22 protein-coding genes are annotated in these 26,879 nt (G+C 35.8%); 21 read left to right on the plus strand and 1 reads right to left on the minus strand.

Going from position 1 to position 26,879, the window contains the following annotated elements:
• Positions 1-10: 10 nt before the first annotated feature.
• The 11 genes from T323_RS0111090 to T323_RS0111145 all read left to right on the plus strand — a co-directional run bounded on the left by T323_RS0111090 (position 11) and on the right by T323_RS0111145 (position 13,310).
• On the plus strand, positions 11-1,027 hold the full coding sequence (locus T323_RS0111090) for an ABC transporter permease (protein ID WP_026673346.1): 1,017 nt from the start codon (positions 11-13) through the stop codon (positions 1,025-1,027).
• Positions 1,024-2,085: an iron chelate uptake ABC transporter family permease subunit gene (locus tag T323_RS0111095; RefSeq protein WP_026673347.1), complete on the plus strand. Its 1,062-nt coding sequence runs from the start codon at positions 1,024-1,026 to the stop codon at positions 2,083-2,085. Before T323_RS0111090 ends, T323_RS0111095 begins: the two co-directional genes overlap by 4 nt.
• Positions 2,082-2,834 (plus strand): iron ABC transporter ATP-binding protein, encoded by a 753-nt coding sequence (locus T323_RS0111100; protein ID WP_026673348.1) that lies wholly within the window; start codon positions 2,082-2,084, stop codon positions 2,832-2,834. Before T323_RS0111095 ends, T323_RS0111100 begins: the two co-directional genes overlap by 4 nt.
• 192 nt (positions 2,835-3,026) lie before the next feature.
• Positions 3,027-3,755 carry a ferredoxin reductase domain-containing protein gene (locus T323_RS0111105; RefSeq protein ID WP_026673349.1) on the plus strand — a complete coding sequence of 243 codons (729 nt, stop codon included), beginning with the start codon at positions 3,027-3,029 and terminating at the stop codon, positions 3,753-3,755.
• A 1,401-nt stretch (positions 3,756-5,156) separates the two neighbouring features.
• The gene (locus T323_RS0111115; RefSeq protein ID WP_026673351.1) at positions 5,157-5,966 is read left to right on the plus strand and encodes an HAD-IIA family hydrolase; all 810 of its coding nucleotides are present in this window, start codon (positions 5,157-5,159) and stop codon (positions 5,964-5,966) included.
• The gene (locus T323_RS0111120; protein WP_026673352.1) at positions 5,959-6,516 is read left to right on the plus strand and encodes a glycerol-3-phosphate responsive antiterminator; all 558 of its coding nucleotides are present in this window, start codon (positions 5,959-5,961) and stop codon (positions 6,514-6,516) included. The genes T323_RS0111115 and T323_RS0111120 overlap by 8 nt, the downstream gene beginning before the upstream one ends.
• 5 nt (positions 6,517-6,521) lie before the next feature.
• Positions 6,522-7,865 carry an ABC transporter substrate-binding protein gene (locus tag T323_RS0111125; protein ID WP_026673353.1) on the plus strand — a complete coding sequence of 448 codons (1,344 nt, stop codon included), beginning with the start codon at positions 6,522-6,524 and terminating at the stop codon, positions 7,863-7,865.
• A 30-nt stretch (positions 7,866-7,895) separates the two neighbouring features.
• Positions 7,896-8,789: a carbohydrate ABC transporter permease gene (locus T323_RS0111130; protein ID WP_026673354.1), complete on the plus strand. Its 894-nt coding sequence runs from the start codon at positions 7,896-7,898 to the stop codon at positions 8,787-8,789.
• A 13-nt stretch (positions 8,790-8,802) separates the two neighbouring features.
• A complete protein-coding gene (locus tag T323_RS0111135; RefSeq protein ID WP_026673355.1) occupies positions 8,803-9,603 on the plus strand; it encodes a carbohydrate ABC transporter permease in 801 nt (266 codons plus the stop codon).
• A 477-nt stretch (positions 9,604-10,080) separates the two neighbouring features.
• The gene (locus T323_RS0111140) at positions 10,081-10,731 is read left to right on the plus strand and encodes a hypothetical protein (RefSeq protein ID WP_026673356.1); all 651 of its coding nucleotides are present in this window, start codon (positions 10,081-10,083) and stop codon (positions 10,729-10,731) included.
• A 227-nt stretch (positions 10,732-10,958) separates the two neighbouring features.
• On the plus strand, positions 10,959-13,310 hold the full coding sequence (locus T323_RS0111145) for a TOTE conflict system archaeo-eukaryotic primase domain-containing protein (protein WP_026673357.1): 2,352 nt from the start codon (positions 10,959-10,961) through the stop codon (positions 13,308-13,310).
• Positions 13,311-13,352: 42 nt separating this feature from the next.
• Here T323_RS0111145 and T323_RS27955 read toward each other — a convergent pair whose 3' ends face one another.
• The gene (locus tag T323_RS27955; protein ID WP_051556496.1) at positions 13,353-13,832 is read right to left on the minus strand and encodes a Uma2 family endonuclease; all 480 of its coding nucleotides are present in this window, start codon (positions 13,830-13,832) and stop codon (positions 13,353-13,355) included.
• Positions 13,833-14,052: 220 nt separating this feature from the next.
• Between T323_RS27955 and T323_RS0111155 the strand changes: the two genes are divergently transcribed.
• The 10 genes from T323_RS0111155 (at position 14,053) to T323_RS0111200 (ending at position 26,438) form a co-directional block, all read left to right on the plus strand.
• Complete coding sequence (locus T323_RS0111155) at positions 14,053-14,472, plus strand: RDD family protein (RefSeq protein WP_026673358.1); 420 nt, start codon at positions 14,053-14,055, stop codon at positions 14,470-14,472.
• A gap of 234 nt (positions 14,473-14,706) precedes the next feature.
• Positions 14,707-16,761 carry a methyl-accepting chemotaxis protein gene (locus T323_RS26565; RefSeq protein WP_051556497.1) on the plus strand — a complete coding sequence of 685 codons (2,055 nt, stop codon included), beginning with the start codon at positions 14,707-14,709 and terminating at the stop codon, positions 16,759-16,761.
• Between the two features lie 165 nt (positions 16,762-16,926).
• Entirely contained in the window at positions 16,927-17,625 is a 699-nt protein-coding gene (locus T323_RS0111165; RefSeq protein ID WP_051556498.1) for a CPBP family intramembrane glutamic endopeptidase, read from the plus strand.
• Between the two features lie 301 nt (positions 17,626-17,926).
• Positions 17,927-18,916, plus strand: coding sequence for a LacI family DNA-binding transcriptional regulator (locus T323_RS0111170; RefSeq protein ID WP_026673360.1), 990 nt, complete (start codon positions 17,927-17,929; stop codon positions 18,914-18,916).
• A gap of 457 nt (positions 18,917-19,373) precedes the next feature.
• Entirely contained in the window at positions 19,374-20,324 is a 951-nt protein-coding gene (locus T323_RS0111175; RefSeq protein WP_026673361.1) for a carbohydrate ABC transporter permease, read from the plus strand.
• Positions 20,324-21,163 carry a carbohydrate ABC transporter permease gene (locus T323_RS0111180; protein ID WP_026673362.1) on the plus strand — a complete coding sequence of 280 codons (840 nt, stop codon included), beginning with the start codon at positions 20,324-20,326 and terminating at the stop codon, positions 21,161-21,163. The genes T323_RS0111175 and T323_RS0111180 overlap by 1 nt, the downstream gene beginning before the upstream one ends.
• 50 nt (positions 21,164-21,213) lie before the next feature.
• The gene (locus T323_RS0111185; RefSeq protein ID WP_026673363.1) at positions 21,214-21,846 is read left to right on the plus strand and encodes a YesL family protein; all 633 of its coding nucleotides are present in this window, start codon (positions 21,214-21,216) and stop codon (positions 21,844-21,846) included.
• Positions 21,847-21,935: 89 nt separating this feature from the next.
• A complete protein-coding gene (locus T323_RS0111190; protein WP_026673364.1) occupies positions 21,936-23,273 on the plus strand; it encodes an ABC transporter substrate-binding protein in 1,338 nt (445 codons plus the stop codon).
• Between the two features lie 169 nt (positions 23,274-23,442).
• Complete coding sequence (locus T323_RS0111195; RefSeq protein WP_026673365.1) at positions 23,443-24,927, plus strand: alpha-N-arabinofuranosidase; 1,485 nt, start codon at positions 23,443-23,445, stop codon at positions 24,925-24,927.
• 101 nt (positions 24,928-25,028) lie between these two features.
• Complete coding sequence (locus tag T323_RS0111200; RefSeq protein ID WP_026673366.1) at positions 25,029-26,438, plus strand: family 43 glycosylhydrolase; 1,410 nt, start codon at positions 25,029-25,031, stop codon at positions 26,436-26,438.
• Positions 26,439-26,879 lie beyond the last annotated feature (441 nt).

The raw sequence follows: 26,879 nt of genomic DNA on the forward strand, positions 1-26,879 counted from the left end.
GTTTAGCATAGTGCAGAAAAATAGTATAACCGGGGTTGAGAAAAATTCTCAACCCCGGTTTTATAACCACAATAAAATATGGACAAAACCTTTTATATTAGCGATTATAGTTGTCATTAGTTTAAGTATTCTCTCGCTATTTACTGGAGTTTACGATATACGTGGACAAGAAGACGGAATGGAAATGTTTTTTATCACTCGTGTTCCTAGAACGATTGCACTCATGCTTACTGGAGCTGCTTTGGCAATGACAGGGCTCGTCATGCAGCTTATTACACAAAATCGTTTAGTTGAACCTACCACAACAGGTACGACTGAATGGGCAGGTTTGGGTCTTCTTGTTGTTTATTTATTATTTCCTGCACCAACATTAGTGCTTAGAATGACTGGCGCAATCATTTTTTCTTTTGTAGGAACGATGATTTTCTTTTTATTTATAAGAAGGGTGAGACTCCGTTCCTCTTTAATTGTCCCGATTATTGGTTTAATGCTTGGAGCCGTCATTTCGGCAGTTTCTACCTTTACGGGCCTCTTTTTTCAAATGTCACAAGTGATTGAAGGCTGGTTTGTAGGTTCCTTTACGTCTGTTCAGGCTGGAAGGTATGAATATTTATGGCTCATTGTGATCGTTACGATTCTTATTTTTATTTATGCGAATAGATTGACGTTAGCTGGGCTAGGGGAAGAGATTTCAACAAGTCTTGGCGTAAATTATAACACGCTCATTCTTTTGGCTAATGGTCTTATTGCTGTTGCTGTTGGGGTTGTTGCTGCAGTTATTGGAAACTTGCCTTTTCTAGGATTAATTGTCCCAAATATTGTGTCAATGTTTAGAGGCGATGATCTTAGAAGTAATTTGCCTTGGGTATGTTTACTCGGAATGGGAACGATTATTCTTTGTGACCTTATTTCTCGAACCATTATTATGCCTTTTGAAGTTCCTGTCTCTTTAATACTTGGCTCAGTAGGTTCAGTCGTATTTATTATGATCTTATTGAGACAAAGAAAGCCAAGGAGGCTAGGATGAACGCTTTAGAATATAGAAAAAAAGACAATGTTAAAATTGATTTTAGCCTTCATCATGAAAAGAGATCAGCTAGTGCATTTCGCACAAAGAAAGAGGAAAGACGGTATTGGATTTTGCTCATAACATTGACCGTTTTGGGACTTCTTTTTGCATACGGCCTTTTAGTTTATAACAATCCCGTACCCGTTGATTCACCTTCTTTTATCCCAGTTGTTCAAAGAAGGATCGTAGCTGTTGTTGCGATGCTTATTGCAGCGATTTGCCACAGTTTGGCAACTGTTGCTTTTCAATCGATTACGAATAATAGGATTATCACTCCTTCTCTTTTAGGCTTCGAATCACTTTACACAACGATTCAAACGAGTACAATGTTTTTATTTGGTGCTACTGCATTGGTGAGTTTTAGTGGGATTGGACCATTCTTTCTGCAAGTTAGTCTTATGGTCTTAATGAGTTTAATCCTTTATGGATGGCTGCTTTCCGGAAAATATGGAAATATACAACTTGTGCTTTTGATTGGAATTATTATTGGTACGGGGCTAAGTACTCTATCAGCATTTATGAGAAAGCTTCTCTCGCCATCTGAATTTGACCTTTTACAGACAAGATTAATTGGTTCTGTCAATAATGCGGATGCTGAATATTTTCCAGTTGTCATTCCAATGGTTATCATTATCGCATTATTACTTTATGTTTTTTCTAAGAAATTAAATATATTGTCACTTGGAAAGGATGTCTCTACTACGTTTGGTGTTAATTACAAACGCAGTATTATTTATGTGCTTGTATTAGTGGCTATATTGATGTCAATTTCTACGGCATTAGTTGGACCTCTTACTTTTTTTGGATTTTTAGTGGCTATTTTGAGTTATCAAGCGGCGCCAACGTATGACCACAGATATATTTTTCCAATGGCTCTTGCTACAGGCTTTTTTGTACTAACAAGTGCATACTTTTTAATGTATCACGTTTTCAATGCTCAAGCTGTTTCCGTTTTTATTGAACTATTTGGCGGAATTGTATTTCTAATCGTAATTTTAAGGAAGAGGTCTCTATGATAAAAATCAGTAATACTAGAAAGATGTATACGGATAATGTAAAAATTGGACCTTTGGATATTGAAATACCCAAAGCTGGTTTTACTTCTTTAATTGGACCCAATGGAGCGGGAAAGTCTACGACACTTTTGATGATTGGAAGACTTCTAGATATGGATGAAGGGCAAATTATGGTAGCGAATATGGATGTTTCTTCTTCCAAATCAAATGACTTAGCAAAAATAGTGACCATTTTGCGTCAAGAAAATCATTTTGTCACGAGGCTTACCGTTCGACAACTAGCTGGATTTGGACGTTTTCCTTATTCAAAGGGAAGATTAACAAAAGAAGATGAGGAGATTATTTCTAAATATATCGATTTCCTAGATTTGACTGCTCTAGAGAATCGATATTTAGATGAGCTTTCAGGAGGGCAAAGACAACGAGCCTATGTTGCAATGGTTTTGTGCCAGGAGACTGAATATGTGCTGTTGGATGAGCCACTGAACAATCTTGATGTCGCTCGTTCTGTCCAAATGATGGAGTATTTGAGACATGTTGCTAATGAGTTTGGAAGAACCATTCTGACTGTTATGCATGATATAAATTTTGCAGCTAAATATTCTGATCGAATCTGTGCGATGAAAGATGGACAAATTGCTGCGTTTGGAACAGTAAAAGAGATTATGGACCCAAAACTTTTGACAGATATTTTTGAAACGAAAATAGAAATTATCAAAGGTCCTTATGGGCCAATAGCTGTTTATTAGTTACTTTTTTTAGAAAGCAGAAGTATCTCAACAATAAATCTACTTAAGTAGTCGATAATTCGTTTATATCTTGTAGCTTACACTAATCATAATAGTATTTAGCTTTTCCGTTTGAAATGATTAGTAGAAAGAATGTAGAGTCAAATATCAATAGTAGATGGTGCGGCTACAAAGAATTGAGGGGGATTATAAATGCAAGTATATTGGATTAAAATAAATAAGATTATTCAAGAATCGTCTGAGGTTAGAACGTACCTGCTCGATTGTCCGCAAGACTTTACATGGGAAGAAGGTTCCCACACCCACTTCGCACTGAAGGGTTTTAATATTGGTGATAAACCAAACCGCAGTTTGATTCGTCATATGTCAATCTCCACCTTACCTGATGAAGGTGCGATTGGAATCACAACACGTATTAGAGAGCAATGCTCTGAGTTCAAAGCAATATTAAAAAGTCTTAAAGTTGGCAATGAAGTTGCCATATTTAAAACGCATTCAAATGTACCGTTGAAAAGAGAAGGGAAAAATGTTTATCTGTTGTCATCAGGTGTTGGCTTGGCAACTTTCAGACCGCTTGTACTTGATTATCTTAAACGACCTGATAACGTGAATCGGCTTCATTCTTTAAACATCGATTCATCAAAAGAGTTCTTATTTTCCAATGTTTTTCAATCAGCACCTGATAGGGATTTCACATCTCAGTTTGTTGATAACCGTAAAGACTACTATGAACAAGTGAAAAAACTAGCTACAGACAACGACGGTCTTTACTATGTTGTCGGCAGTGACGAATTCCTCGTACAGAATATTGAAATACTGCGTGAGCAAGGCATCAAGTCGGAACAGATTGTGATCGATAAGCATGAAGAACAACGGGCTGAGTTTTTATCAGTCGATTTGTCAAATAAAGGTCTAGGATAAGAATGTATTGATTTTTAATTTCATATCTAGTGATTCTCCTTTTTTAATAAGCTGAAATTAGCAGTCCTTTACGTTGCTAGCATTGAGGGTATTAACGGAGGCTTCTCATAAGTTTTGCGTACTTATGAGAGGCTTCTTTTTTTCATTTTTTCTTGATGTGAAGATAGACCATTGTTGTTGTATTATAATACTTCATCCAATTTCTCCTTTTTTTCTATATAAAATTCCAGTTGTTGAGATTTCTCAAATTATTTAAAATTGATACTTACATACCAAATATGGAATATAGTTACTGAATAAAACATAATATGTTAGAGTTTCGCAATGTAACTCAAAGGAGGAATTAGATGCGACTCGATGTAATAGGAAGTAGTCTCTTAATAGTTTCAGCCATACTTTATTCTTCTACCTATATAGTGTCTGGTCTAGCTAACATTGTAACAAATTCACTACCAAGCGAATTTCAAAATCATACATATTCACAACCACTTTTCATCTGGAGTCTGGTTTCGTTGGTTCTAGGAATATTATTTGTGGGAGTTCATATCATGAAAAAAAAATAAAAAGAGCAGCACCCAAAATCCAGGGTGCTGCTCTTTTTATGTTGCAACATCTATGAAGTTATTATGCTACACGATGTCGCACTCTTGATGTGGAGGTCAAGATAGTTAATTAATTTTTAATAAATCGCCATATTAAGCCAAATAAAAGACATATCATTTACTTCTCCTTTTGTTGGAGGCTGTAGCACTTTTATGAATAGAGAACTACAACTTAGATGATCTTTTGAACAATTGACATTTGAGTATGGAGACGAAGACACCGCTCAATATGTGACAATGCTATGGTCAGAGAAAATCTAACGGACATCTGTTCCTTTATTTATATAATAAATCACGTTTTTCAGAGGCTATCGGACATACGTTCCGCTGATATGGAAAAAAGTAAGGATTTACATGATGATTTCGGTAAATAGGGGAATACATGTCCGATAAGAAATGAAAAGGCTTGATTTCTCATACTTTAACGGAACAGATGTCCGAACGGCATACTAGAGTCATCTTAGTTAGTCCATTATCTCTTTTACAGAATATTATTATTAGCTTTATCCCTACTTTACATTTCATTGGTATATTATAAATAGTTTAAAAATAAGAATTTTCTTCGGGTGGAGAATATACTGAGTAACCCACGGAAAGTGACGAAATACTAATTTGCATACGTCTTATCATTATATGATGAAAGTGTAGGTGAGAAGTGTTCATTTAATTGGAATGAATATTCTCTATCTTCTTTTACATATTTTGTGACGAGTTGCCGTTAGTACGTATCACTTGATGTTGAGGTTATTTTTTTATGCTTTAATTATTTGCTTTTGGTTTAGTATCAGGAGGTAACTCAGTGAAGGATTATAAGACTTACATATTTGATATTGATGGGACCATCGTAAAACAAGATGAAGAAGTTCCCGGTGCAATCGAGCTCGTAGCTTATTTAAAAAAGCAGGGGAAGGAGGTATTATATGCAACGAATAACCCAGTCACAACGAAGGAACGCATCGCAGCAAGGTTAAATCAGATTGGATTTTTAGTGAATGCGAATCAAATTATTACACCGTTAGATGCGTTAGAGCTGTATTTTCACGACCGAGCGATTGAACCGCTCTTTTATGGGCTAGTATCTCAAGAAGTAATGACAGAGTTACAGCAGCGTGGTTTTTTGTTTAGCTCATCTGATAACGAGAAAGTGACCCATGTATTGCTCGGAATGAATAATCAACTAACCTACCAGCATTTTTGTGAAGCACTTTTTTTACTAGACCAAGGAGCAGAGCTATTGTTGTTAAATGGAGATTTATATTGTCCCGTACCTAAGGGGCGAGTACCTGATAGCGGGGCACTTAGTTTTGTACTCACAGCGTATATCGATGAACGACCCGATTCAGTTGGGAAGCCTACGAAATGGATGCAACGAACTATTCTCAATCGAATTACTACAGAAAATCGGGACTGTTTATTCATTGGAGACTCTCTTCAATCAGATATTCAAATCGGTCATGCTATGGGGATGGATACTTGTTTAGTGGAGTCAGGGATTTCTGACTTTAGAAAAAAAGTCTCTCACTCTACGATTACGCCAACCTTTATTATGAAGAATTGTGAGCAATTGCAGTGTGTAATTCAAAAAACAAAGGAGAGTAGCAATGTTTAATAAACGAGAGGTTATTGCGAGTGTCCATAACGAAATAGCGTTACAAAGAGCGCTTGAATTAGATGAAGTAAAAACAATCTTTCTCATTAATGGGGACATTCTAACACTACAAGAAAATATCAAGCATATTCGTAAATACGACAAGCGGCTATTTCTTCACTTTGATACTATACAAGGTTTGTCAACGGATGTGAAAGGGGTGAATTATACTGTAGAAATTCTAAAGCCTGATGGAATTTTAAGTACAAGAGGGCAAGTTATTCAGCATGCAAAAAAGCTAGGGTTATTGACCATTCAACGATTGTTTTTAATTGATACTACAGCATTGAATTCAGGAGTGAGAAGTATTAAGCAAAGTAATCCTGATGCAGTTGAGGCCATGCCAGGTTTAATGCCACGTGTCATAAGTGAGCTTTGTTCACACATTGAGCAACCTGTTGTAGCAGGGGGGCTAATAAAGGAAAATTATGAAGTTGAACTAGCATTAGATGCTGGAGCAGTGGCTGTTTCACTAAGTGACATATCATATTGGAAGAAAAAAGGAGTGTAAGTGTAATGAAGAAAATTCTATCGTTCTTATCTATTCTCTCTCTCGTCCTTATTTTATTTGCTTGTTCACAAGGCACATCAGAAAAAACCCAAGCGGAGCCTTCAAGTGAAAACAAAGATAATGAAGCACCAACAGATGAAGTTATTGAAATCGATTGGTATTATCCAATCGCTGTAGGTGGACCTCTCACAGAAGTGGTTGAAAAAATGGCTTCTGATTTCTCTTTAGAATATCCAAATATCAAAGTGAATCCTATTTATACAGGTAGTTACGCTGATACGATGACTCGCGTACAGACTGACGTTCAAGGAAACAATGCACCTGATTTGGCAGTGTTATTATCAACTGAATTATATACATTATTAGATATGGATGCGATTGTTCCGATTGATGAATTTGCTGGTGCTAACGATGAATTCATTAACGATTTTTTCCCTGCGTTTCTAGAAAACTCACAAACCAGTGGAAAAACATGGAGTGTTCCATTCCAAAGAAGTACGATCGTTCTTTATTATAATAAAGATGCATTTGAAGAGGCTGGCCTAGATCCGGAAAAAGGTCCTGAGACATGGGAAGAACTTACGGAGTATGCGAAAGAGCTAACGAAAAAGGATGCAAGTGGAAATGTAGAGCGCTGGGGTGTTGAAATTCCTACATCCGGATTCCCTTATTGGTTATTCCAAGGTTTTGCTTTGCAAAATGGCAAGAATTTAATGAGTGATGATGGGAAAGAAGTGTACTTTGATACACCTGAAAATGTAGAAGCTCTTCAATTTTGGTTAGATTTAGCTCACGAACATCATGTTATGCCAAAGGATGTTATTGATTGGGCAACAGTTCCATCAAACTTTATTGAAGGCAAATCTGCGATGATGTATCACACGACTGGAAACTTAACAAACGTCCGCACCAATGCAAGTTTTGATTTTGGAGTTGCCTATATGCCAGCGAACAAACAATTTGGTAGTCCAACAGGAGGCGGTAACTTTTATATCTTTAAAGATACTCCCAAAGAAAAGCAAGAAGCCGCTTGGACTTTTGCTAAATGGGCAAGCCAACCTGAAAATGCAGCACAATGGAGTATCGATACAGGTTATGTAGCAACAGTACAATCTGCGTACGAAACAGAGCTTATGAAAAACTATATAGCGGAATTCCCTCAAGCCGCTGTTGCACGTGATCAGTTAGAATTTGCCTCTGCTGAATTATCGACACACCAAAATGGTCGTGTTTATAAAGCGATTAACGATAATTTACAAGCCGCTATCGTTGGAGAAAAAACACCAGAACAAGCCTTAAAGGATGCTCAAGAGGAAGCGGATCTCATTTTAGCTCCATTTAACCGTTAAAAATTTTGCGAAAAAGAAGGAATGAAACTTATGAATAATCTTTGGAGAAGCACAAAATTTCGTCATAATATCTATGCCTGGCTGCTTCTCCTTCCTTCCTTTATCTTCCTATATTTATTTACGTTTTTGCCAATAGGTCAAACGTTTGTGCTTAGTTTATTTAGAGCGGACTTAAGTACACCGGATCCTTTTTTTATTGGGTTAGAAAACTTTCGTCTCTTAGCAGAAGATAAAGTGTTTTGGAAGGTGATGCGAAATAATGCTGTATTTGCAATAGGAACAGTCCCTTTAAGCTTGGGAATCGGATTAGTGATGGCCATTTTAGTGAATCGTGCTATAAGAGGGATTAGTTGGATTCGAACGTTTTTCTTTTATCCAACCGTGATTCCAATGATAGCAATAGCTAATATTTGGTTATTTATGTATACCCCAAACTACGGCTTAATTAACCAAGTGCTTTCCATCATTAATATTCCAGGTATTAACTGGCTTGGTAGTCCATCAACCGTAATGATGGCGATGATTATTATGGTGATATGGAAGGAAGCAGGCTTTTTTATGATTTTTTATTTAGCTGGTTTGCAAAATATTTCAAAAGAATTATATGAATCAGCTAAAATTGACGGAGCCTCTACATCGACGGTGTTCTGGAAAATTACGTTCCCATTGCTAATGCCGACGACACTATTTGTTTTCATCATTGCTGTTACCAACTCTTTCAAACTCGTCGATCATCTAGTTATTATGACACAAGGCGGTCCAAATAATGCTAGCAATCTCCTTTTGTATTATATCTATGAAACAGCATTTTCCTACTGGGACCAAGGGCGAGCAGCTGCTTTGACTGTGGTGATGCTAGTGATGATGGTGGCTATAGCGGCTTGGCAATTCTTCGGAATCGACCGAAAAATTCATTATAGTTAAGGATGAATAAACATTGAAGAAATTAGTTGATGCATCTGCTTACATATTGGCACTTTTGTGGGTCATCCCCTTAGTTTGGCTAGTTGTTACAGCTTTTCAACCGAAAGAGCTAGCAACGACGTTGACACCACAGTTTGTATTTACATTTGAGAATTTCAAAGATGCATGGAATGCTGCACCCTTTGTTCAATACTATAAAAATACGTTTATTATTGTGTTTGGAATACTCACTGTCCAACTCGTGACAGCAACCTTAGCTGCCTACGCATTTGCAAGATTGAACTTTTGGGGGAAAGATATTATTTTCCTAATCTTTCTCATTCAATTGATGATTCCAGCTGATATTCTCATCTTCCCCAATTATAATGTTCTAGTTGATTTAGGACTTCTAGATAGTAAGCTCGGGATTATGATCCCCTATTTTGCAACAGCATTTGGTATTTTTCTCTTACGGCAAACGTTTAAGACTATTCCTTATGAGCTAGAAGAGGCTGCTAAACTCGATGGTTGTAATATGCTTCAAATCATATGGAATATTTATGTTCCTCTGGCAAAACCAACATTTATTGCATTTGGACTCGTATCTGTTAGTCATCATTGGAGCAACTTCTTATGGCCTTTAATCGTGACAAATTCTGTAGAAAATCGCCCGTTAACAGTTGGTTTATCGATATTTGCAAAATCATTTGAGACTGGAGCTCAATGGGGGCAAGTAACAGCCGCAACATTTATGGTTATATTCCCACTTTTACTTGCCTTTTTCATTTTTCAAAAGCAGTTTATTAGTAGTTTTATGCAATCGGGAATTAAGTAAAGATTTGAAGAAAGCCAAACGGCATTAGTAAATAATCAAAGAGAAAAGTTAACCAAAATAAACCTTCTTATCCTTAAACTATACTCAACACTAATTGCTATGTCCCATTGCCTTAAAAGTCATAAATATCCTCAAAAATAATGAAAATTGATATAATAAGTTAATAATGGTAAAATTTGAATATATACTATTTTTTTATTTCAGGATAATTTGTTAAATGTTAGTGAGGTTAATAGACAATAGGGTAGGAGAAAATACTACCGTATCACCACAAAATTTACTAGATGAATGACAATTGATAATTGGAGAACACCAGACTCGTTTGCTCCTATCGCTAGCTAGTTGAAAGCTACAATTTCACAAAACAAATTATTAAAGAGTGTTTCCGTAAAACGGAACACTCTTTTTATGGAATATATTTACAATGATCAAGTTTTTACTATAAATTAAACTCTTCGTAAATGGAGGTAACCTAATTTGGAAGCTCTAGTCAGAAAGCTTATAACCCTTCTAATCTCAATTATTGTTATTTTACTATTTACAAGCTGGGTGGTTAGGGGTATTTATTTTATTATTTTTCAATCTCACAGTTACATTACCTTTGTTTCACCTATGTTATTTTTAACGAAGTATTTTGCTTTAGCCGTATTTCTTCTGTACTTGTTTATAAAATATGTTACTCTAACTCGTGCTGGTAAAATCATTATTCCGATTTGGCTTGTTATTAGCATTATTATGGTGACCACCACCTCCTTATGGTTTCATGGAGCAAATGAGGATCATATAATGAAGCATCGTATTATTTTTCACCAAGTGAAGTCATGGGATGAAGTGGAATATGTTTCTACAGAAATCCGACAAAAGCAAAAATCCATTAATGAACGGAGAAAGGCATCAAGCCGTAACAAGGTAATCCCAATATACAAAATACACTTCACAGATAATTCTACTCTTAATATATGGAGTGATATTTCTTCTATATATGAAATTCATAGATTTGTAGTTGACAGTGGAATAGAAGTTAAATATTTACATGACCCTACATCTTTCGACCAACAATATAGTTATTATTTCAAAGATTCTCTTTCCAAAGCTCATGAGATATTTGGGATACATAAAGAGGAGTAAGAATCTTAGAAGTAGTTTACCTCTAGGGCTACGATTGTTAGGTTTAAAACTTTGTCAATTGTATAATATAATAGTGGTGAAAAGTGAAAAGATAATTCTTAGATTTAAGGCTTCTCAAAGTTTGACCAAACTTTTGAGGAGTTTCTTTTTTCATGGCAATTACACTGTTAACTATGTTCGTTCTTGGATAAACTAGAATTAAAGATTTCTATGATTGGAGTCGCATTATGGATATTCAAGAACAGCTCAATCAAGCTCTAAAAGAGATTGATAGACTAAAAAAAGAAAATAAGCAATTAAAAAAGGCTCTCTATAGTGCACAAGGTCATAATCCTACTTATAATCAAAAATCTAAATTAAAGAAAACAGTCAAAGACTTTACTCCTAAAGAAAAAGCTGCAATTTCCCTTTTTATGGACCTCTTTAAGGGAAGGTCTGATGTTTTTGCTCAAAGGTGGGAATCGAGTAAGACAGGTAAATCTGGTTACTCCCCTGTTTGTAAAAACGAGTGGGATAAAGAGCTTTGCCGAAAACCAAAAATCAAATGTCAGGATTGCGCTCATCAATTATTTTCTAGCATAACTCCCGAAGTCATATATGAACATTTAAGTGGTATAAAAACGGTAGGAATATATCCTTTAATCGAAGATAATACGTGCTATTTTCTGGCTGTGGACTTTGATAAAAAGCAATGGCGAGATGATGTACATGCATTTATTGATACTTGCAAAAACGTAGGGTTACCTTATCACATTGAGCGTTCCCGCTCTGGAGAAGGGGCTCATATTTGGTTCTTTTTTGAAAAGGCAATAAGTGCTTCGTTAGCTAGAAAGTTGGGAAAGGTTCTATTATCTAAAACAAGCGAAAGACCGCGTGGATTTGGATTGGATTCATTTGATAGAATGTTTCCTAACCAAGATGTATTACCTAAGGGTGGCTTCGGAAATTTAATAGCTCTCCCCTTGCAGAAAGAAGCAAAAGTGAATGGGAATAGTGTGTTTGTAGACGATTCGTTTCAGGAATACGAGAATCAATGGAAATATCTAGCTTCTATAGAAAAGGTTTCAGAAAAAAACATTCTACAAATAATAACAAACTTATCCTTGGATGAAGGGCCGATTAAGGTAAAAGAGAGAGGTGAGATTTTTAGCTTGCCAAAAGAAGTTACTATCGAACTAAATCGTGGGATTGAAATACCTAAGGTGTTATTACCTAGTGAGCTGCTCCTTGAATTACAAAGACTTGCGACATTTGGTAATCCAGAGTTTTTCAAAGCACAAGCAAAGCGTTTTTCCACTCATCGAATTCCTAGAATAATTGATTGTACAATTATTGATGACAATATGCTCATTTTACCAAGAGGTCTCATGGAAAAAGTGGAGGAAATTTTCTACAATAACAAAATAGATCTTATAATACAAAACAAGCAAGTGGTAGGCAAGACCATCGATGCTACATTTCATGGAGAACTTACGATTCAACAAGAGGATGCTGTTAGTTCTATGGTTAATTATGACAATGGTGTACTAGCAGCAGATACAGGTTTCGGAAAAACAGTGGCATCCGCGGCATTAATTAGTAGAAATAAAGTGAATACGCTTATCATCGTGCATCGAACACAATTAGTTGAACAGTGGAAAGAGAGACTCTCAACATTTTTAAATATTCAAGGAAATGAAATAGGTCAAATCGGTGGTGGGAAAAATAAACCGACCTTTAATATTGATATATGTACAATACAATCTCTTAATCGTAATGGACTAATTAAACCTGAGTTACATCATTACGGTCAAATTATCGTGGATGAATGTCATCACATATCTGCTGTCAGCTTTGAAAAGGTATTAAAAGCTGTTCGAGCAAAAAAAGTGTACGGGTTAACAGCAACCCCAGTTAGGAAAGACGGGTTACACCCTATCATTTTTATGCAATGTGGACCTATAAGGTATAAAACGAATAATAAACAACAAGCCAATAATCTCCCGTTTAAACAAACGCTTATTAAAAGAGAAACATTAGTGAAAACGAATGAAACTGAGATACAAGCTATCTATTCTTTGTTATCCACTAATAAAGAACGAAACGAAATGATTTTTAATGATGTGCTACAAGCGTTAGAAGAAAGACGGTCTCCTATAGTGTTGACGGAACGTCTAGATCATATAACTGAGCTGTATACTCTCTTCAAAGGATTTGCGAAAAATATCATTATATTATCAGGAGCGATGAAGAAGAAAGAACGACAACAAGCTTTGCAAAAATTAATTAAATTACCTGATAGTGAAGAGAGGTTATTAATTGCAACAGGAAAGTTTATCGGAGAAGGTTTTGATGACTCTAGATTAGATACACTATTTCTAACGATGCCAATTTCTTGGAAAGGGACGTTACAACAGTATGTAGGACGGCTTCATCGTATTCATAGTGGTAAAAACGAAGTAAAAGTGTATGATTATGTAGATTCAAACGTGGAAGTTTTACAGAAAATGTTTGAAAAGCGATTAAAGGGATATAGAAATATTGGTTATAGTCTGTATGGTGAAACTAAAGTGAAATGCCAACAAATTCAATTATTCTAGCAGTTCCGCAAAAGTGTAAAGATGGGCATGTAAATAAATGTTTCAGTGAGAGAGGTGAAGCCGATGTTTGAACAAATCAATATATACAGTAAAAAGCTTAAGAGTTACGAGATAAGTTATTACTCGATTGGAGGTACAATATGAATGCAATTTAATGCGGTCATGACTTCCGCTACTTGGTGAAAGAATCTCTACTAGTAAATCTGCAGTACCTTCAATTCGTTCGTTTTTAATGATATGAAAATTTTCATTTCGAATAAAAATAAGGTCCGGCTGGACGGTATTATTCTCGTCAAGGTGAACATCCATTGGTGCAACGATAACAATTCCTTCTGAAGGACAGTTTAGACTGAGGCTTTGATTTAACCCCGTTACAATCACTTGATGTACAACACTAGGTGAGGGTTTCAAGTCATAGCGAATATTATTAATGATTTCATATCGTTCAAACGGCTCATCATAAGATGAATGATCTTCTTCTACTTTGTGTTTATCTGGATGATTGCTTCTTGTTTTTTTCAATGGGAATCACCATCCAAAATGGGTTGTTTTTTTTATTGTATCATAGTGAAGTCGATTTGGATTTAAGTTGGGTATGTAGAAGAGACACCTAAAATTGATAATTATAGCACAACCATATTCCTTGTTTTGGATAAGTTGTATGCGTTATCCTTAAACAGAATAAACAATGAACGGGAGTATCTAATTTACATAGGTTGTTAGTTTGTTAGGAGGGGAAAAGATGGAGTGTGAGAATTCAGCAGGTTTTGGGGTTAGACTTGGAGCGGCTATAATAGATGGGGTTATCTTAGTCTTTGGGATCGGATTTATCTCATTGATTCTATACGGTCAATTTTTACCGGGAGAAAGATTTTCATCGTATTTGATTCAATTATTGTATTATATATTACTTCCTGTACTTTGGTATGGATACACGTTAGGAAAAAGAGCAGTCGGAATAAGAATTGCAAGAGTGGATGGAGAAAAAGTAGGGATTGGTACAATGTTGTTGAGGGATTTTGTTAGCGGACTGGTGTACGCACTAACTTTTGGTATCGGCTTAATCGTAAGTGCGTTTATGGTTGGTTTAAGGGAAGATAACCGGGCAATTCATGACTTTCTAGCAGGGACATACGTAACCTATGACCCTCCAGAAAAATAAAAAGACGCGTTCTATCTCAACTGAGATATAAGAGCGCGTCTTTTTTTAGCTGTGAATATTACCTGGAATTGTGCTTTGTAATAATTCTTCAAGTATTTATTATTTGTATTTCAGTAAATAACAAGATATAATAAAAAACATGTCATTTTTACTAGTTCTTTTTAACTATAAATGATTTTGTAATGATCAAAGATCAGCAATGAAAAAGACATCAAGAGGAGATGGAGTTGGAATATGAGAAAGAAAATGCTTATATCATTTTTATTAATAAGTTTACTTCCTATGTTAGTGTTAATGGGAATTAGTACCTATGAGTCGAGAAACTCATTAGATGATGCCGTGGTCAATAAATTAGTAGCCATTCGAGATATTAAAAAAGAAATCATTGAAAGCTATTTTGCTGAAAGAGAAGGCGACATCGTCGTGCTATCTCAAACTTCTGAAGTTAAAGAAGGGATACAAGAGTTTTCTCGTGCTTATTATGAAACAGGCCTGCAAGGATCTGACTATGTAAGTCATGAAGCAAGTGTGGGAGATTTCTTTAAATCTTATATTGACACATACGGATATTATGATTTGTTTTTAATTGATAACGATGGAGAAGTCGTTTATAGTGTTGAAAAAGAATCAGATTTAGGAACAAACCTAGTAAGAGGTCCTTATCAAGACACAGGATTAGCTCAGGCTTTCAGAGAAAGTTCAAGCGGGTACACGGTTGCAGATTATGCCTTTTATAGCCCATCTAATGAGCCAGCAGCGTTTATTGCAACTCCACTAGTAGATGCAAATAATAACAAAATAGGTGTGTTAGCCTTACAATTATCGGATGAACGAATCGAAGGATTAATGAATTCAACGTCTGGATTAGGGCTTACAGGAGAAACATACTTAGTTGGGGAAGACTTTTTAATGAGATCGAGTTCTAGGTTTAGTGATGAAAGTGATATTGGAGTTGTAGAAGTGAAAACAGAATCAACGGTGGATGCACTAGAAGGTCATACCGGAGTAGAGGTGATTACTGATTATCGAGGAGAAAAGGTATTAAGCGCCTATACCTCACTTGAAATCAATGGATTAAATTGGGTCGTTCTAGCTGAAATGGATAATGATGAAGCATTCGCTCCAGTTTATCAACTAATCAATAAAATAGTCGTTGTATTAATTGGAATTTCGGTGGTCGTTATTATTTTTGCTTATTATTTCGCTCGTCGTTTGATGAAACCATTAGCGCTATTAAAAAGTGAATTGAGTAGTTTAGCAGAAAATGGTGGTGATTTAACGCAGGAAATACATGTTAAAACGAATGATGAAATTGGCGAATTAGCAAAAGCAACAAATCATTTCATATCAAAAATTCGAACAATCGTATCGAATGTAAAGTTAAATGCAGAACGGGCATCGACATCTTCAGAACAATTAGCAGCAAGTGCTGAACAAACGGGAGAAGCTAGTCATGAAATTGCTCAAAGAATTAACGATGTAGCACAAGGTGCTAGTATTCAAGCAAATTATACAAATACGATTTTATCGAAAATGGAAGTTTCAGTTGAGGAAACTTCGAATGGAAGAAATGAATCGGAATCAATGGTTCATCAAGCTTTAGAAACATCTTTGGTTGCAGAAAATGGGGAAAGATCAATTTCGCAAGCAATTGAACAATTAGCTCATATTAATCGTTCTGTTAAACAGACATCTTCTTCTGTTCAAGGTTTAGGAAAAAGCTCTGAACAAATCGGAGAGATTATTACATTAATTAACGGGATTGCTGACCAAACTAACTTGCTTGCATTAAATGCAGCGATTGAAGCAGCAAGAGCGGGAGAACATGGAAAAGGATTTGCTGTTGTTGCAGATGAAATTCGAAAGTTAGCGGAACAATCAAAAACAAATTCAAATCAGATTACTACTTTAATTGAGACGATTCAAACGGAAACGAGTACAACGGTCGATCTGATGATGGCAGATTCAACTGCATTAGAAAAACAAGTAAGCTTAATTCAAGAAGGCGGAGAAGCATTAAAGAATATTGTGGAACAAGTGAGTAAATCGGAAAATGGAGCGAAGAAAGTAGAGAGCTATTTTTCTTCTGTTGAACAGAAAATTAAAGAGGTATTAGAATCAATGGAGGAAGTCTCTAGCGTAATCCAACAATCTTCTGCTTCTACACAAGAAGTATCAGCTGCGGCGGAGGAACAATCCGCAACAATTGAGGAAGTAGCTTTCACAGCTTCTGAATTAGCAGATTTAGCACAATCTTTACAAGCAGAAGTGGATCAGTTTAAGGTGTAAAAAATATGAGGTAAAGTACTAAAAAAGAGGGTCCATTTTAAATGAGATGCCTCTTTTTTTAGCCTTTTAAAATAAAATCATTGTATACCTGTTGAAAGAAGTTGAAAGTGACGTTACGTCATCCCTTATACTATATTTATAGACAATTTCTTAAGGGGGATTTCGATGGGTAATGATTTAATAGGTAAACCAATCAAATGGTGTTGGAAAGATGTTTTTAAGTTGCTGTTAATTACCTTCCTATTTGTTCCGTTTTTTTTAGAATTTTTGATGCATGATTTTTTGTATAGTCTTTTTCAGAATAGCTTATATTCAGGCACTTTAACTGGATTCGTTATGGCAATCGTATTTATGACATCTCTTTACTACATTATTCTAAAACCTTATCACCTTTCATGGAAATCAGTTGGAGTAAGGCGATTTTCAAATCAGTATTGGAAGTGGATTATTGTATGGCTGTGTCTCTTAATTATTATGAGTGTTGTCATTTTAATAATAATGGAGCTATTACACATTAGTTGGGAAAATGGAAAAACTGAATCATTACAAAAAAATATAACTTGGTTTACTCTTCTGATTGGATTTGTGTCTGCTGTAATCATTTCACCTATTTATGAAGAGATTTTTTATCGAGGTTTTTTATACAAATGGTTTCGTGGAAAATGGGGAATAGCTGCAGGTATGGTAATAAGTTCTTTTATTTTTATGCTCGTTCATATCCCGACTTACAATACTTTACCTGTAAACTTTATTTCTGGCCTAGTGTTTGCATGGACATATGAAAAAACAGGATCAATTCTCCCTGCTATCATTATCCATAGCACATTTAATGGGTTGGCTCTTATTTTAACAGTAACAGCTTAACAATGGAGGGAAATGTTCTGTTCAATGGTTTAAACCTAGTATCCTAGTTGTGTAAGATGAATATTATCTAATTATTCTTCAGTCAATTTGCAGTAACGTCTTTGGACGATTACACTAGTATTGATAACTATATCTTTTAAGCTGAACATTAGTTTATCGAACTTTTGTGCGGCTTTTTTGAAGTGGATAATCCACATCGTTTAAAAATGATTATAGCCTTAAATTTGATTACTCCGGTATGGGACAATAGTGGTATAATGTACGAATCAAACTGTGAATAGATTGTTAGAGGTGGTCGACATTGAAGGTAACGATTAAAGATATTGCTACTATTTGTGGAGTTTCAGCTGGAACTGTGGACAGGGCACTCAATAACAGAAAAGGCATTAGTGAGAAAACGAAAAAAAAGATTTTAAAAGTAGCTAAAGAGATGCAATATCAACCCGATTATACAGCCAGAAGTTTAGTCATGGGAAAAACTATGACGATTGGAGTTGTCTTATTCGATTTATATAACCGCTCCTTTGCACAATTACTAAATGCGATTGAGTTAAAAGCGAGAGAGTTAGGTTATTTTGTTTATATTACATTGTCGGATAAGAAACCAGAAAGTGAAATGAATTGTATTGATTACTTAGCTAATCGAAAAGTGGATGGAATTATTTTGTTTACAGTAAATAAGGGTGAGCAATTTGAATCATATTTAAGTAAGTTGGATATTCCTATCATTACAATTTTTAATTATATTTCAAAAGAATGGGAATACATAGGGATTCGAGAGCGACAGGCAATGACGGAAGCCGTAGACTATATCGTAGAAAAGGGCTATAAAAAATTTATTTATATTAGTCCACCTCTTGCTTTCTTAGGAAAAACGAATATTTATACGCAAGAAGAACGACTTAATGGGTTTTATGAAGGATTAAAAAGGAACGACATTATTTCTAAACCGCTCATTGTAAAAAATAATGATTATATTCAGGAGTTAGAGAATATAACTTTTAGTAACGAGGAGAAAACGGCCATTGTCTGTTCGACTGATCTTTATGCTTTAGAAGTAATGAATTATCTAAAAAAAGAAGGTATCAATATACCAGAACAGGTAGGAATTATGGGTTTTGATGATATTGATATGTTAAAATACATTACACCAAGACTAACGACAGTTAAATACCCAATTGATGACATAGGTAAAAGTGCTGTAGAAAGTATAATTAACAAAATAAATCATGGGGAATATGTCTCAACTCCTTTGCTTGATTATGAAATTATTAAAGGGGAGTCCATTTAGGATTTCTCTGAAAATTTTAAAAAATAAGTTGACGGTCCTTGACAACGGTGATAATATGGGTTTGTATTCAGGACACAAAATATAAAAATTTGTTTATTTGGAAGTTAAATGAAATTGCGTTGGTTTATCTTAATTGGTTGTAAACATATATTAAAATTCACAAGAGATATGTAAGCGTTTTCTTTTGTGTTGATGTTCCTCATGGATAACTTGGAAGTGTACAAATAAAGGGGTGAGATGCAACGATTGAATTGAAAAATTAGATGGACATTTATTTTTTACATTCTTATCGTGTACGTACACGAAAATCGGTTTTAATCAAAAACTAATAGGAACAAGTTGTATTCCTTTTGTTGTTTTCGTGTACGTACACGGTTTTTATCGGAGGTAAAGTTTGTTTCCCTGTTATAAGTAAAAACATAGTTTTTCCAAAAGATAATTTATGGAGGGGGTTCCTATGATTGAAACTAGAAAGAATTCCAAGCAAGAAGTCGTTCAAGTGAGTAACAAGAAATTTCAAGGTGTTTTTAATCTCTTAAACTCCCAAAAAGTAGTGCCATATGTCTTTATCTCACCGTTTGTTCTGTCTTTTCTACTGTTGTCCCTATACCCAGCAATCCAAGCCATCATTATGAGTTTTCAAAGAGTGTTACCTGGTGAAATCACTTTCATTGGGTTGCGAAATTACCAAAGAATATTAAATCCAACGTTTTATACAGCATTACAAAATACTACAGTTTATATGGTTTTAACCGTTGTGATTTTAGTTTCAATACCAATGTTGTTAGCTGTCTTATTAAATTCCAAGGTTGTAAAATTTAGAATTCTATTTAGAACATCCTTATTTCTACCAGCATTGACCTCAGTTATTGTAGCGGGAATGGTTTTCCGTTTAATGTTCGCTGAAAGTGATACGGCTGTAGCAAACCAAATCATTAATTGGGTTGGCCTTGATTCGGTTGATTGGAGATACAATGCTTGGTCAGGGATGTTCTTAATGGTTGTTCTCGCGTCTTGGCGATGGATGGGTATTAACATTTTGTACTTCCTAGCCGCGTTACAAAATGTACCGAAAGAATTGTATGAAGCTGCAGAGATTGATGGGGCAAATACATTACAAAAATTCTTTTATGTCACGTTGCCATTCTTAAAGCCGGTCACGATTTTCGTGGCTACCATCTCCATTATCGGTGGTTTTAGAATGTTTGAAGAAAGCTTTGTATTCTGGACTTCCGGTTCACCAGGTAATATTGGTTTAACAATCGTTGGCTATTTATATCAAGAAGGTATTCAACAAAACGATATGGGATTTGGTGCAGCGATAGGTGTTGTATTAATGGCGATAATCTTTGTAATCAGCTTGACTCAACTGTATCTAACTGGAGCATTTAAAAGGGGGGATGAGTAATGAAGCAAAAGAATAACCCTTTACTTACTTGGTTTCTCACAATTGGGTTTGTAGTTATAGCGTTTGTAGCCTTATTTCCACTATTCACTTTAATCCTTTCTTCATTTCGACCAGCTACTGATTTGATGAGAAACGGGATAAGTTTAGTATTTGACCCTAACACATTAACGTTAAATAATTACATCTATATTTTTAATGAGGCCGGAGTTTATTGGAAGTGGTTCGGAAATAGCGTTTGGATTTCTATGGTCATCGTAGTCTTATCTTTACTATTTTCCTCTATGGTAGGTTATGCGTTAGCGGTATATGATTTCAAAGGAAAGAACTTTTTCTTTTTACTAGTTTTAGTTATTTTAATGATTCCGTTTGAAATATTAATGCTACCTCTTTTTCAGTTGATGATTAAGCTCAAATTGGTAGATACGTATTCAGCGGTTATCCTACCCGCAATTGTTGCACCTATTGCTGTTTTCTTCTTTAGGCAGTATGCATTAGGGCTTCCTAAAGAATTAATGGATGCGGCAAGAATCGATGGTTGTACTGAATATGGGATATTTTTTAGGATTATGCTCCCGCTAATGGGGCCTTCATTAGCTGCAATGGCGATTTTACAAGGGTTAAACAGTTGGAATAACTTCTTGTGGCCATTAGTTGTATTACGGTCAAATGATATGTTTACACTCCCAATCGGGTTGGCGACATTGTTAACTCCATATGGAAATAATTATGATATTTTACTTGCTGGTTCCGTAATGACGATTGTTCCGATTGTTATTTTGTTTATTTTCTTCCAGCGCTATTTTGTTGCCGGGCTAACAGTTGGCGGAGTAAAAGGGTAATAGATGACGAACCTAAAGGAAAAATCTAATTGTAAAGAGGTGGATAGGGAATGGACGGATCCCAAATCGTATTATCGCTCGATCGCATTCTCCGCTGGATTGTACAACTAGTTGCAATAAATTTATTGTGGATTTACTACACAATGTTGGGTGTATTTTTTGGAGGAGTATTTCCAGCAACAGTAGCAGCATTGGGGTTGTCCAGGAAAATAATAATGGGGGAAGCCGATGTAGAAAAAAAGAAATTATTTAAGCGGATTTACAAAGAAGAGTTCGTGCGAGCGAATTTGATGGGATGGCTCCTAACAATAATAGCAGGAATACTCTACATAAATTACTATGCAATAGCCAATTCGAGTGAAGAATTACTATTTGTTTTTCCGTTTACCTTTTATTTTATCTTGTTTTTCTACCTCATTGTAGTTATATGGGTGTTTCCACTATTGGCTCACTATCAAACAACTTTCTTCGGGTATATTCGTAATGCAGTCATAATTGGATTGACCAAAATACACTATACTCTAGCTAGTGGGGGCGTTATCTTTCTAGTTGTTTATTTTTCGTTAGATTTTCCAGGAATCATCCCTTTTTTTTCAATCAGTGTAATGGCAATCAGTTGTATGTGGATTGCTATGCTAATTTTTGAAAATTTAGATCAAACAACTTCTTATACTAGCAAATGACAAGTGGAAATGATTGTGGGAGGTGGTGGTAGAACTGAATTTATATTGCTAGCAAATTTTTAATTTTAATAAAAAATGGGGGGATTGTAATGGTAAGGAAAAGTATATTTTGTGTCATGATTGCTATTTTGTCAGTTTTATTAGTAGCTTGTGGTGGTAGTTCTTCCTCTTCAAGTGATGCAGAAGAAACAACTGTCGTCGGTGATGATATTGAAGGGGCTACAGAATTAACGTTTTGGACATTTGCTGGTCAACATGTTGATTTATTTGAGGATGCAGCGATTGCGTGGAATGAGGAATTCCCTGATCGACCAATTAAACTCGTTGCAGAAACTTATCCGTTTGATCAAATGCACAACAACTTATTACTTGCGTTGCAATCAGGTTCAGGAGCACCAGATTTAGCTGATATTGAAGTATCACGATTTCCTAATTACTTACAGGGGGTACCACAACTATTACCTATGAATGAACATGTGGAACCCGTTATTGATAAATTTGTTGAAGCCCGTTTTACTCTTTATTCTAAAGATGGTTCGTATTACGGGATGCCTACTCACGTAGGGGCATCTGTGATGTACTACAACACTGAAATTTTAGCTGAGGCAGGGGTCGATGTAGAATCGATAAAAACGTGGGATGACTTTGTAGAAGCTGGCAAACAAGTAGTTGAAAACACTGGGAAAAAAATGATCACAGTCGATACAGATGATCACCTCCCTCTACAACAATTGATAAGTCAAAATGGTTCAGATTTCTTTGACAGTAATGGTAATTTAATTTTGGACGCTGAAAAAAATATTGAAGTATTACAATTTCTTCATGATTTAGTTCATGTCCATGAAATTGCTGAACTGACACCAGGTGGGCATCCACATGCAGAGGAATACTATGCTTATATGAATGATGGAAATGTAGCTGCTCTTGCCATGCCAATCTGGTATATGGGGCGCTTTATCGATAATATGCCTGACTTGGATGGGAAAATCACGATTCAACCACTTCCAGCATGGGAAGAAGGTGGATTCCGCTCAGCGGGAATGGGAGGTACAGGTACAGTTGTTACAAACCAAACAGAGCATGAAGAACTTGCTAAAGATTTCTTAGCCTATGCAAAACTAACGGAAAGAGCAAATGAGAAGCTTTGGACTATACTTGGGTTCGACCCTCCACGTTGGGACGTATGGGATAATGACATATTCCAAGAAGACAATCCATTCTATCAATACTTTGGTGATAATATCTTTGAAGTATTATTAGATGTTCGAGATGAGATTAATTCCATTAATATTACTCCAAACACACCTACTGTAGCTAATGAAATAACAACAAATGTGTTGAATGAAGTACTACGACAAAAATCTGATACTGCAGAAGAAGCGTTAAAGAAGGCACAGGAGGCCGTGGAATCTAACATGCAAGAATAAATATTAAGATTACTGTAAGTTCACTACTCCTCGTAAATCAACGATTACATGAGGAGTAGTGAAACACGTTTAACTAAAAATACATAATTATGATAAAAATGCTCTCTATGGTCCCGGTACATATACTCTATGTGTGGGGAGGATAATTCAAAAAATGAGGTGGATAGGCATGAAACAACAGGCAATTTTGAATGTAGATATCGAACAAGGAATAATAAATAAAAATATATATGGCCATTTTACAGAGCATTTAGGTAGGTGTATTTATGAAGGGATATGGGTAGGGGAAGATTCACCAATCCCAAATACTAAGGGAATTCGTAATGATGTGATTGAAGCTTTAAAAAAACTTAATATCCCTGTTCTTCGTTGGCCGGGTGGTTGTTTTGCTGATGAATATCACTGGAAGGATGGAGTTGGACCAAGAGAAAAGCGAAAACGCATGGTAAACACTCACTGGGGTGGAGTGATTGAAAACAACCATTTTGGTACCCATGAATTCATGTTGCTTTGTGAAATCCTTGAATGTGAGCCTTATATTTGTGGAAACGTTGGAAGTGGAACTGTTCAAGAGATGGCAGAATGGGTAGAGTATATGACATTTGATGGTGAATCACCAATGGCAAATTGGCGAAAAGAGAATGGTCAAGAAAAGCCATGGAAATTACCGTATTTTGGTGTTGGGAATGAGAATTGGGGCTGTGGGGGGAATATGCGTCCAGAATACTATTCAGATCTCTATCGCAACTATCAAACTTATGTTCGTAACTATAATGGGAACAAGATTTATAAGATTGCAGGTGGCGCTAGTGGTGATGATTATAATTGGACAGAAGTGTTAATGCGAGAGTCTGCTCATCATATGGATGGTTTAAGTCTACACCATTATACAATACCAGGTGAATGGAATGAAAAAGGTGCTGCTACAGGCTTTCCAGAACATGAGTGGTTTGTAACGATGAAAAAAGCGTTATTTATGGAAACGTTAATACGAAATCACGGAACAATTATGGATAAATATGACCCAAAAAAGCGAGTTGGAATGATTATCGATGAGTGGGGAACGTGGTTAGACCCTGAGCCAGGTACGAATCCAGGTTTCTTGTATCAGCAAAATAGCATTAGAGATGCTGTTGTTGCCGCTCTTCATTTTCATATATTCCATGAACATTGTGACCGTGTTCAAATGGCAAATATAGCTCAAACGGTGAATGTTCTTCAAGCCATGATATTAACTGAGGGTGCAAATATGGTTATGACTCCTACGTACCACATATTTGAAATGTACAAGGTTCACCAAGGTGCACAAAAGATTGCGAGTGTGATTAATTCAAACAATTATGAATTTAAAGGAGAAAGTTTGCCTCAAATTAGCCTCACCGCATCAAAAAATGAAGATGGAACTGTGCATGTAGGCATTTGTAATATCGACCACAATAATGAAGCAGAACTGAAGATGGATATACGAGGTTTGGCAGTAGAGAATGCAAAGATTGAAGGTAGAATTTTAACTGCAACTACGATCGATGCTCATAATTCATTTGAAGAGAGTCATAAGGTGAGCCCTAAAGAATTTACTGAATTTTGTATTGGGGAAAAAGGGTTAGACGTAATATTACCTCCAATGTCAGTAGTCGTTTTGTCAATTATATAATTAGATCAATTGAAGAACAGTGTTTAATCTAAGCATTATCAATGGAGACCTAGAGTAGTATGAACGTACGCGATTAAATAATATTGAGGGTGAACAGTAAAATGAAAAAACAAGGCCTAAATCCTTACCTTCCATCTTGGGAGTATATACCAGATGGTGAGCCGTATGTGTTCAATAATAGAGTCTACGTTTATGGTTCTCATGATCGTTTTAATGGTCATGCATATTGCTTAAATGATTATGTGTGTTGGTCTGCTCCAGAAGATGATTTGGCTGACTGGAAATATGAAGGTGTAATTTATAGAAAAACAGATGACCCAATAAACAAAAACGGAACTATGTGTTTGTATGCTCCTGATGTCACCGTTGGACCAGATGGTAGATATTATTTGTATTATGTTCTAGACAAAGTTCCGATTGTATCGTTAGCTGTCTGTGACACACCAGCAGGAAAGTATGAATTCTATGGCTATGTAATATATCCCGACGGTACTCGACTAGGAGAAAGAGAAGGAGACCAACCACAGTTTGATCCTGGTGTCTTGACTGAAGGAGAAAAAACTTATCTTTATACTGGTTTCTGTCCTAAAGGTGACAAGTCGAGAAAAGGGGCTATGGCAACGATTCTTGGACCCGATATGCTTACGGTTTTAGAAGAACCAGTATTCATTGCTCCTAGTGAACCGTATAGTGAGGGGAGCAGTTTCAAAAACCATGAATTTTTTGAAGCCCCTTCTATGAGGAAGGTAGGGGATACCTATTATTTTATTTATTCGTCTATCGTATTCCATGAATTATGTTATGCTACCAGTACAAATCCGACAAAAGGTTTTGAATATAAGGGTGTGATTGTAAGCAATAATGACCTCCATATTGATTCTTATAAACCCGCAGATAAACCTATGTTTTATGGTGGGAACAACCATGGTAGTATCGTCGAAGTGAATAAAAAGTGGTTTGTATTTTACCATAGACACACTAATGGATCTAATTTCAGCCGACAAGGGTGTATGGAAGAAATTGAAATCGATAACGATGGAACTATTCCGCAAGTAGAGATGACTTCATGTGGTCCAAATAGAGGAGCGTTAGTTGGTCGTGGAGAGTATCCAGCCTATTTGGCTTGTAATCTGTTTTACCGTGAAGAGGAAAAATATACAGGTGATTTATGGATGGATAGCCAATTTCCGAAGATAACGCAGGATGGCAAAGATGGAGATATGGAAGTTGGTTATATTACAAACATGCTAGATTCCGCTACTGCTGGATTTAAGTATTTTGACTGTACAGGTGTAAAAAGTATAAATATTAAAGTTAGAGGGTATTGTAGGGGAGCATTTGAAGTGAAAACATCGTGGGATGGTGTAGCGCTTGCTACAATACCGGTTGATTTTACTAATGTATGGACAGAATATGTAGCAGACATAAGTATACCAGATGGGGTTCAGTCATTGTACTTTACTTACACAGGAAGTGGTAGAGCTAGTCTAGCTTCCTTTACTCTCAATTGAGAATTCTTACTACTTCAATAGTAGATTTCCGCCTTGGTCGATAATAAGGTTAGTGATATTTACGTAAAAAAGCAATTCGATCTTTGCCTCACTAGGGCTAAAAAGGACTTGCCAGTTCTAAGGAACATGTGCAAGCCCTTTTTTGTTTAATGGTTTTCTAAATACTGACAGAGTACATACAATGGCTGTTGATTTTGGTGCGGACTTTGGTCCGTTAGTTGCTTTTTATTTGATAGACAATTCTTCTTTAACTGTTGTTTAAAATCTCGCTGCTAGTTTACTTTTTTTGCTAGGAGTGATTTGTTGTTTGAGCATTTGAAAGAACTTATGAAAGTTTACAAGAGAAATGGTGTTGAGAATTAGAAGTGCAGAAGGATTGACTTTTGATGGTTCAAGTCATAATTGTAAGAGAAAAAGCAATCCATGAAGCATTACAGGGAA

This window comes from Alkalihalobacillus bogoriensis ATCC BAA-922, from assembly GCF_000621445.1.
In the GTDB taxonomy this organism is placed as follows: domain Bacteria; phylum Bacillota; class Bacilli; order Bacillales; family Bacillaceae_F; genus Bacillus_AO; species Bacillus_AO bogoriense.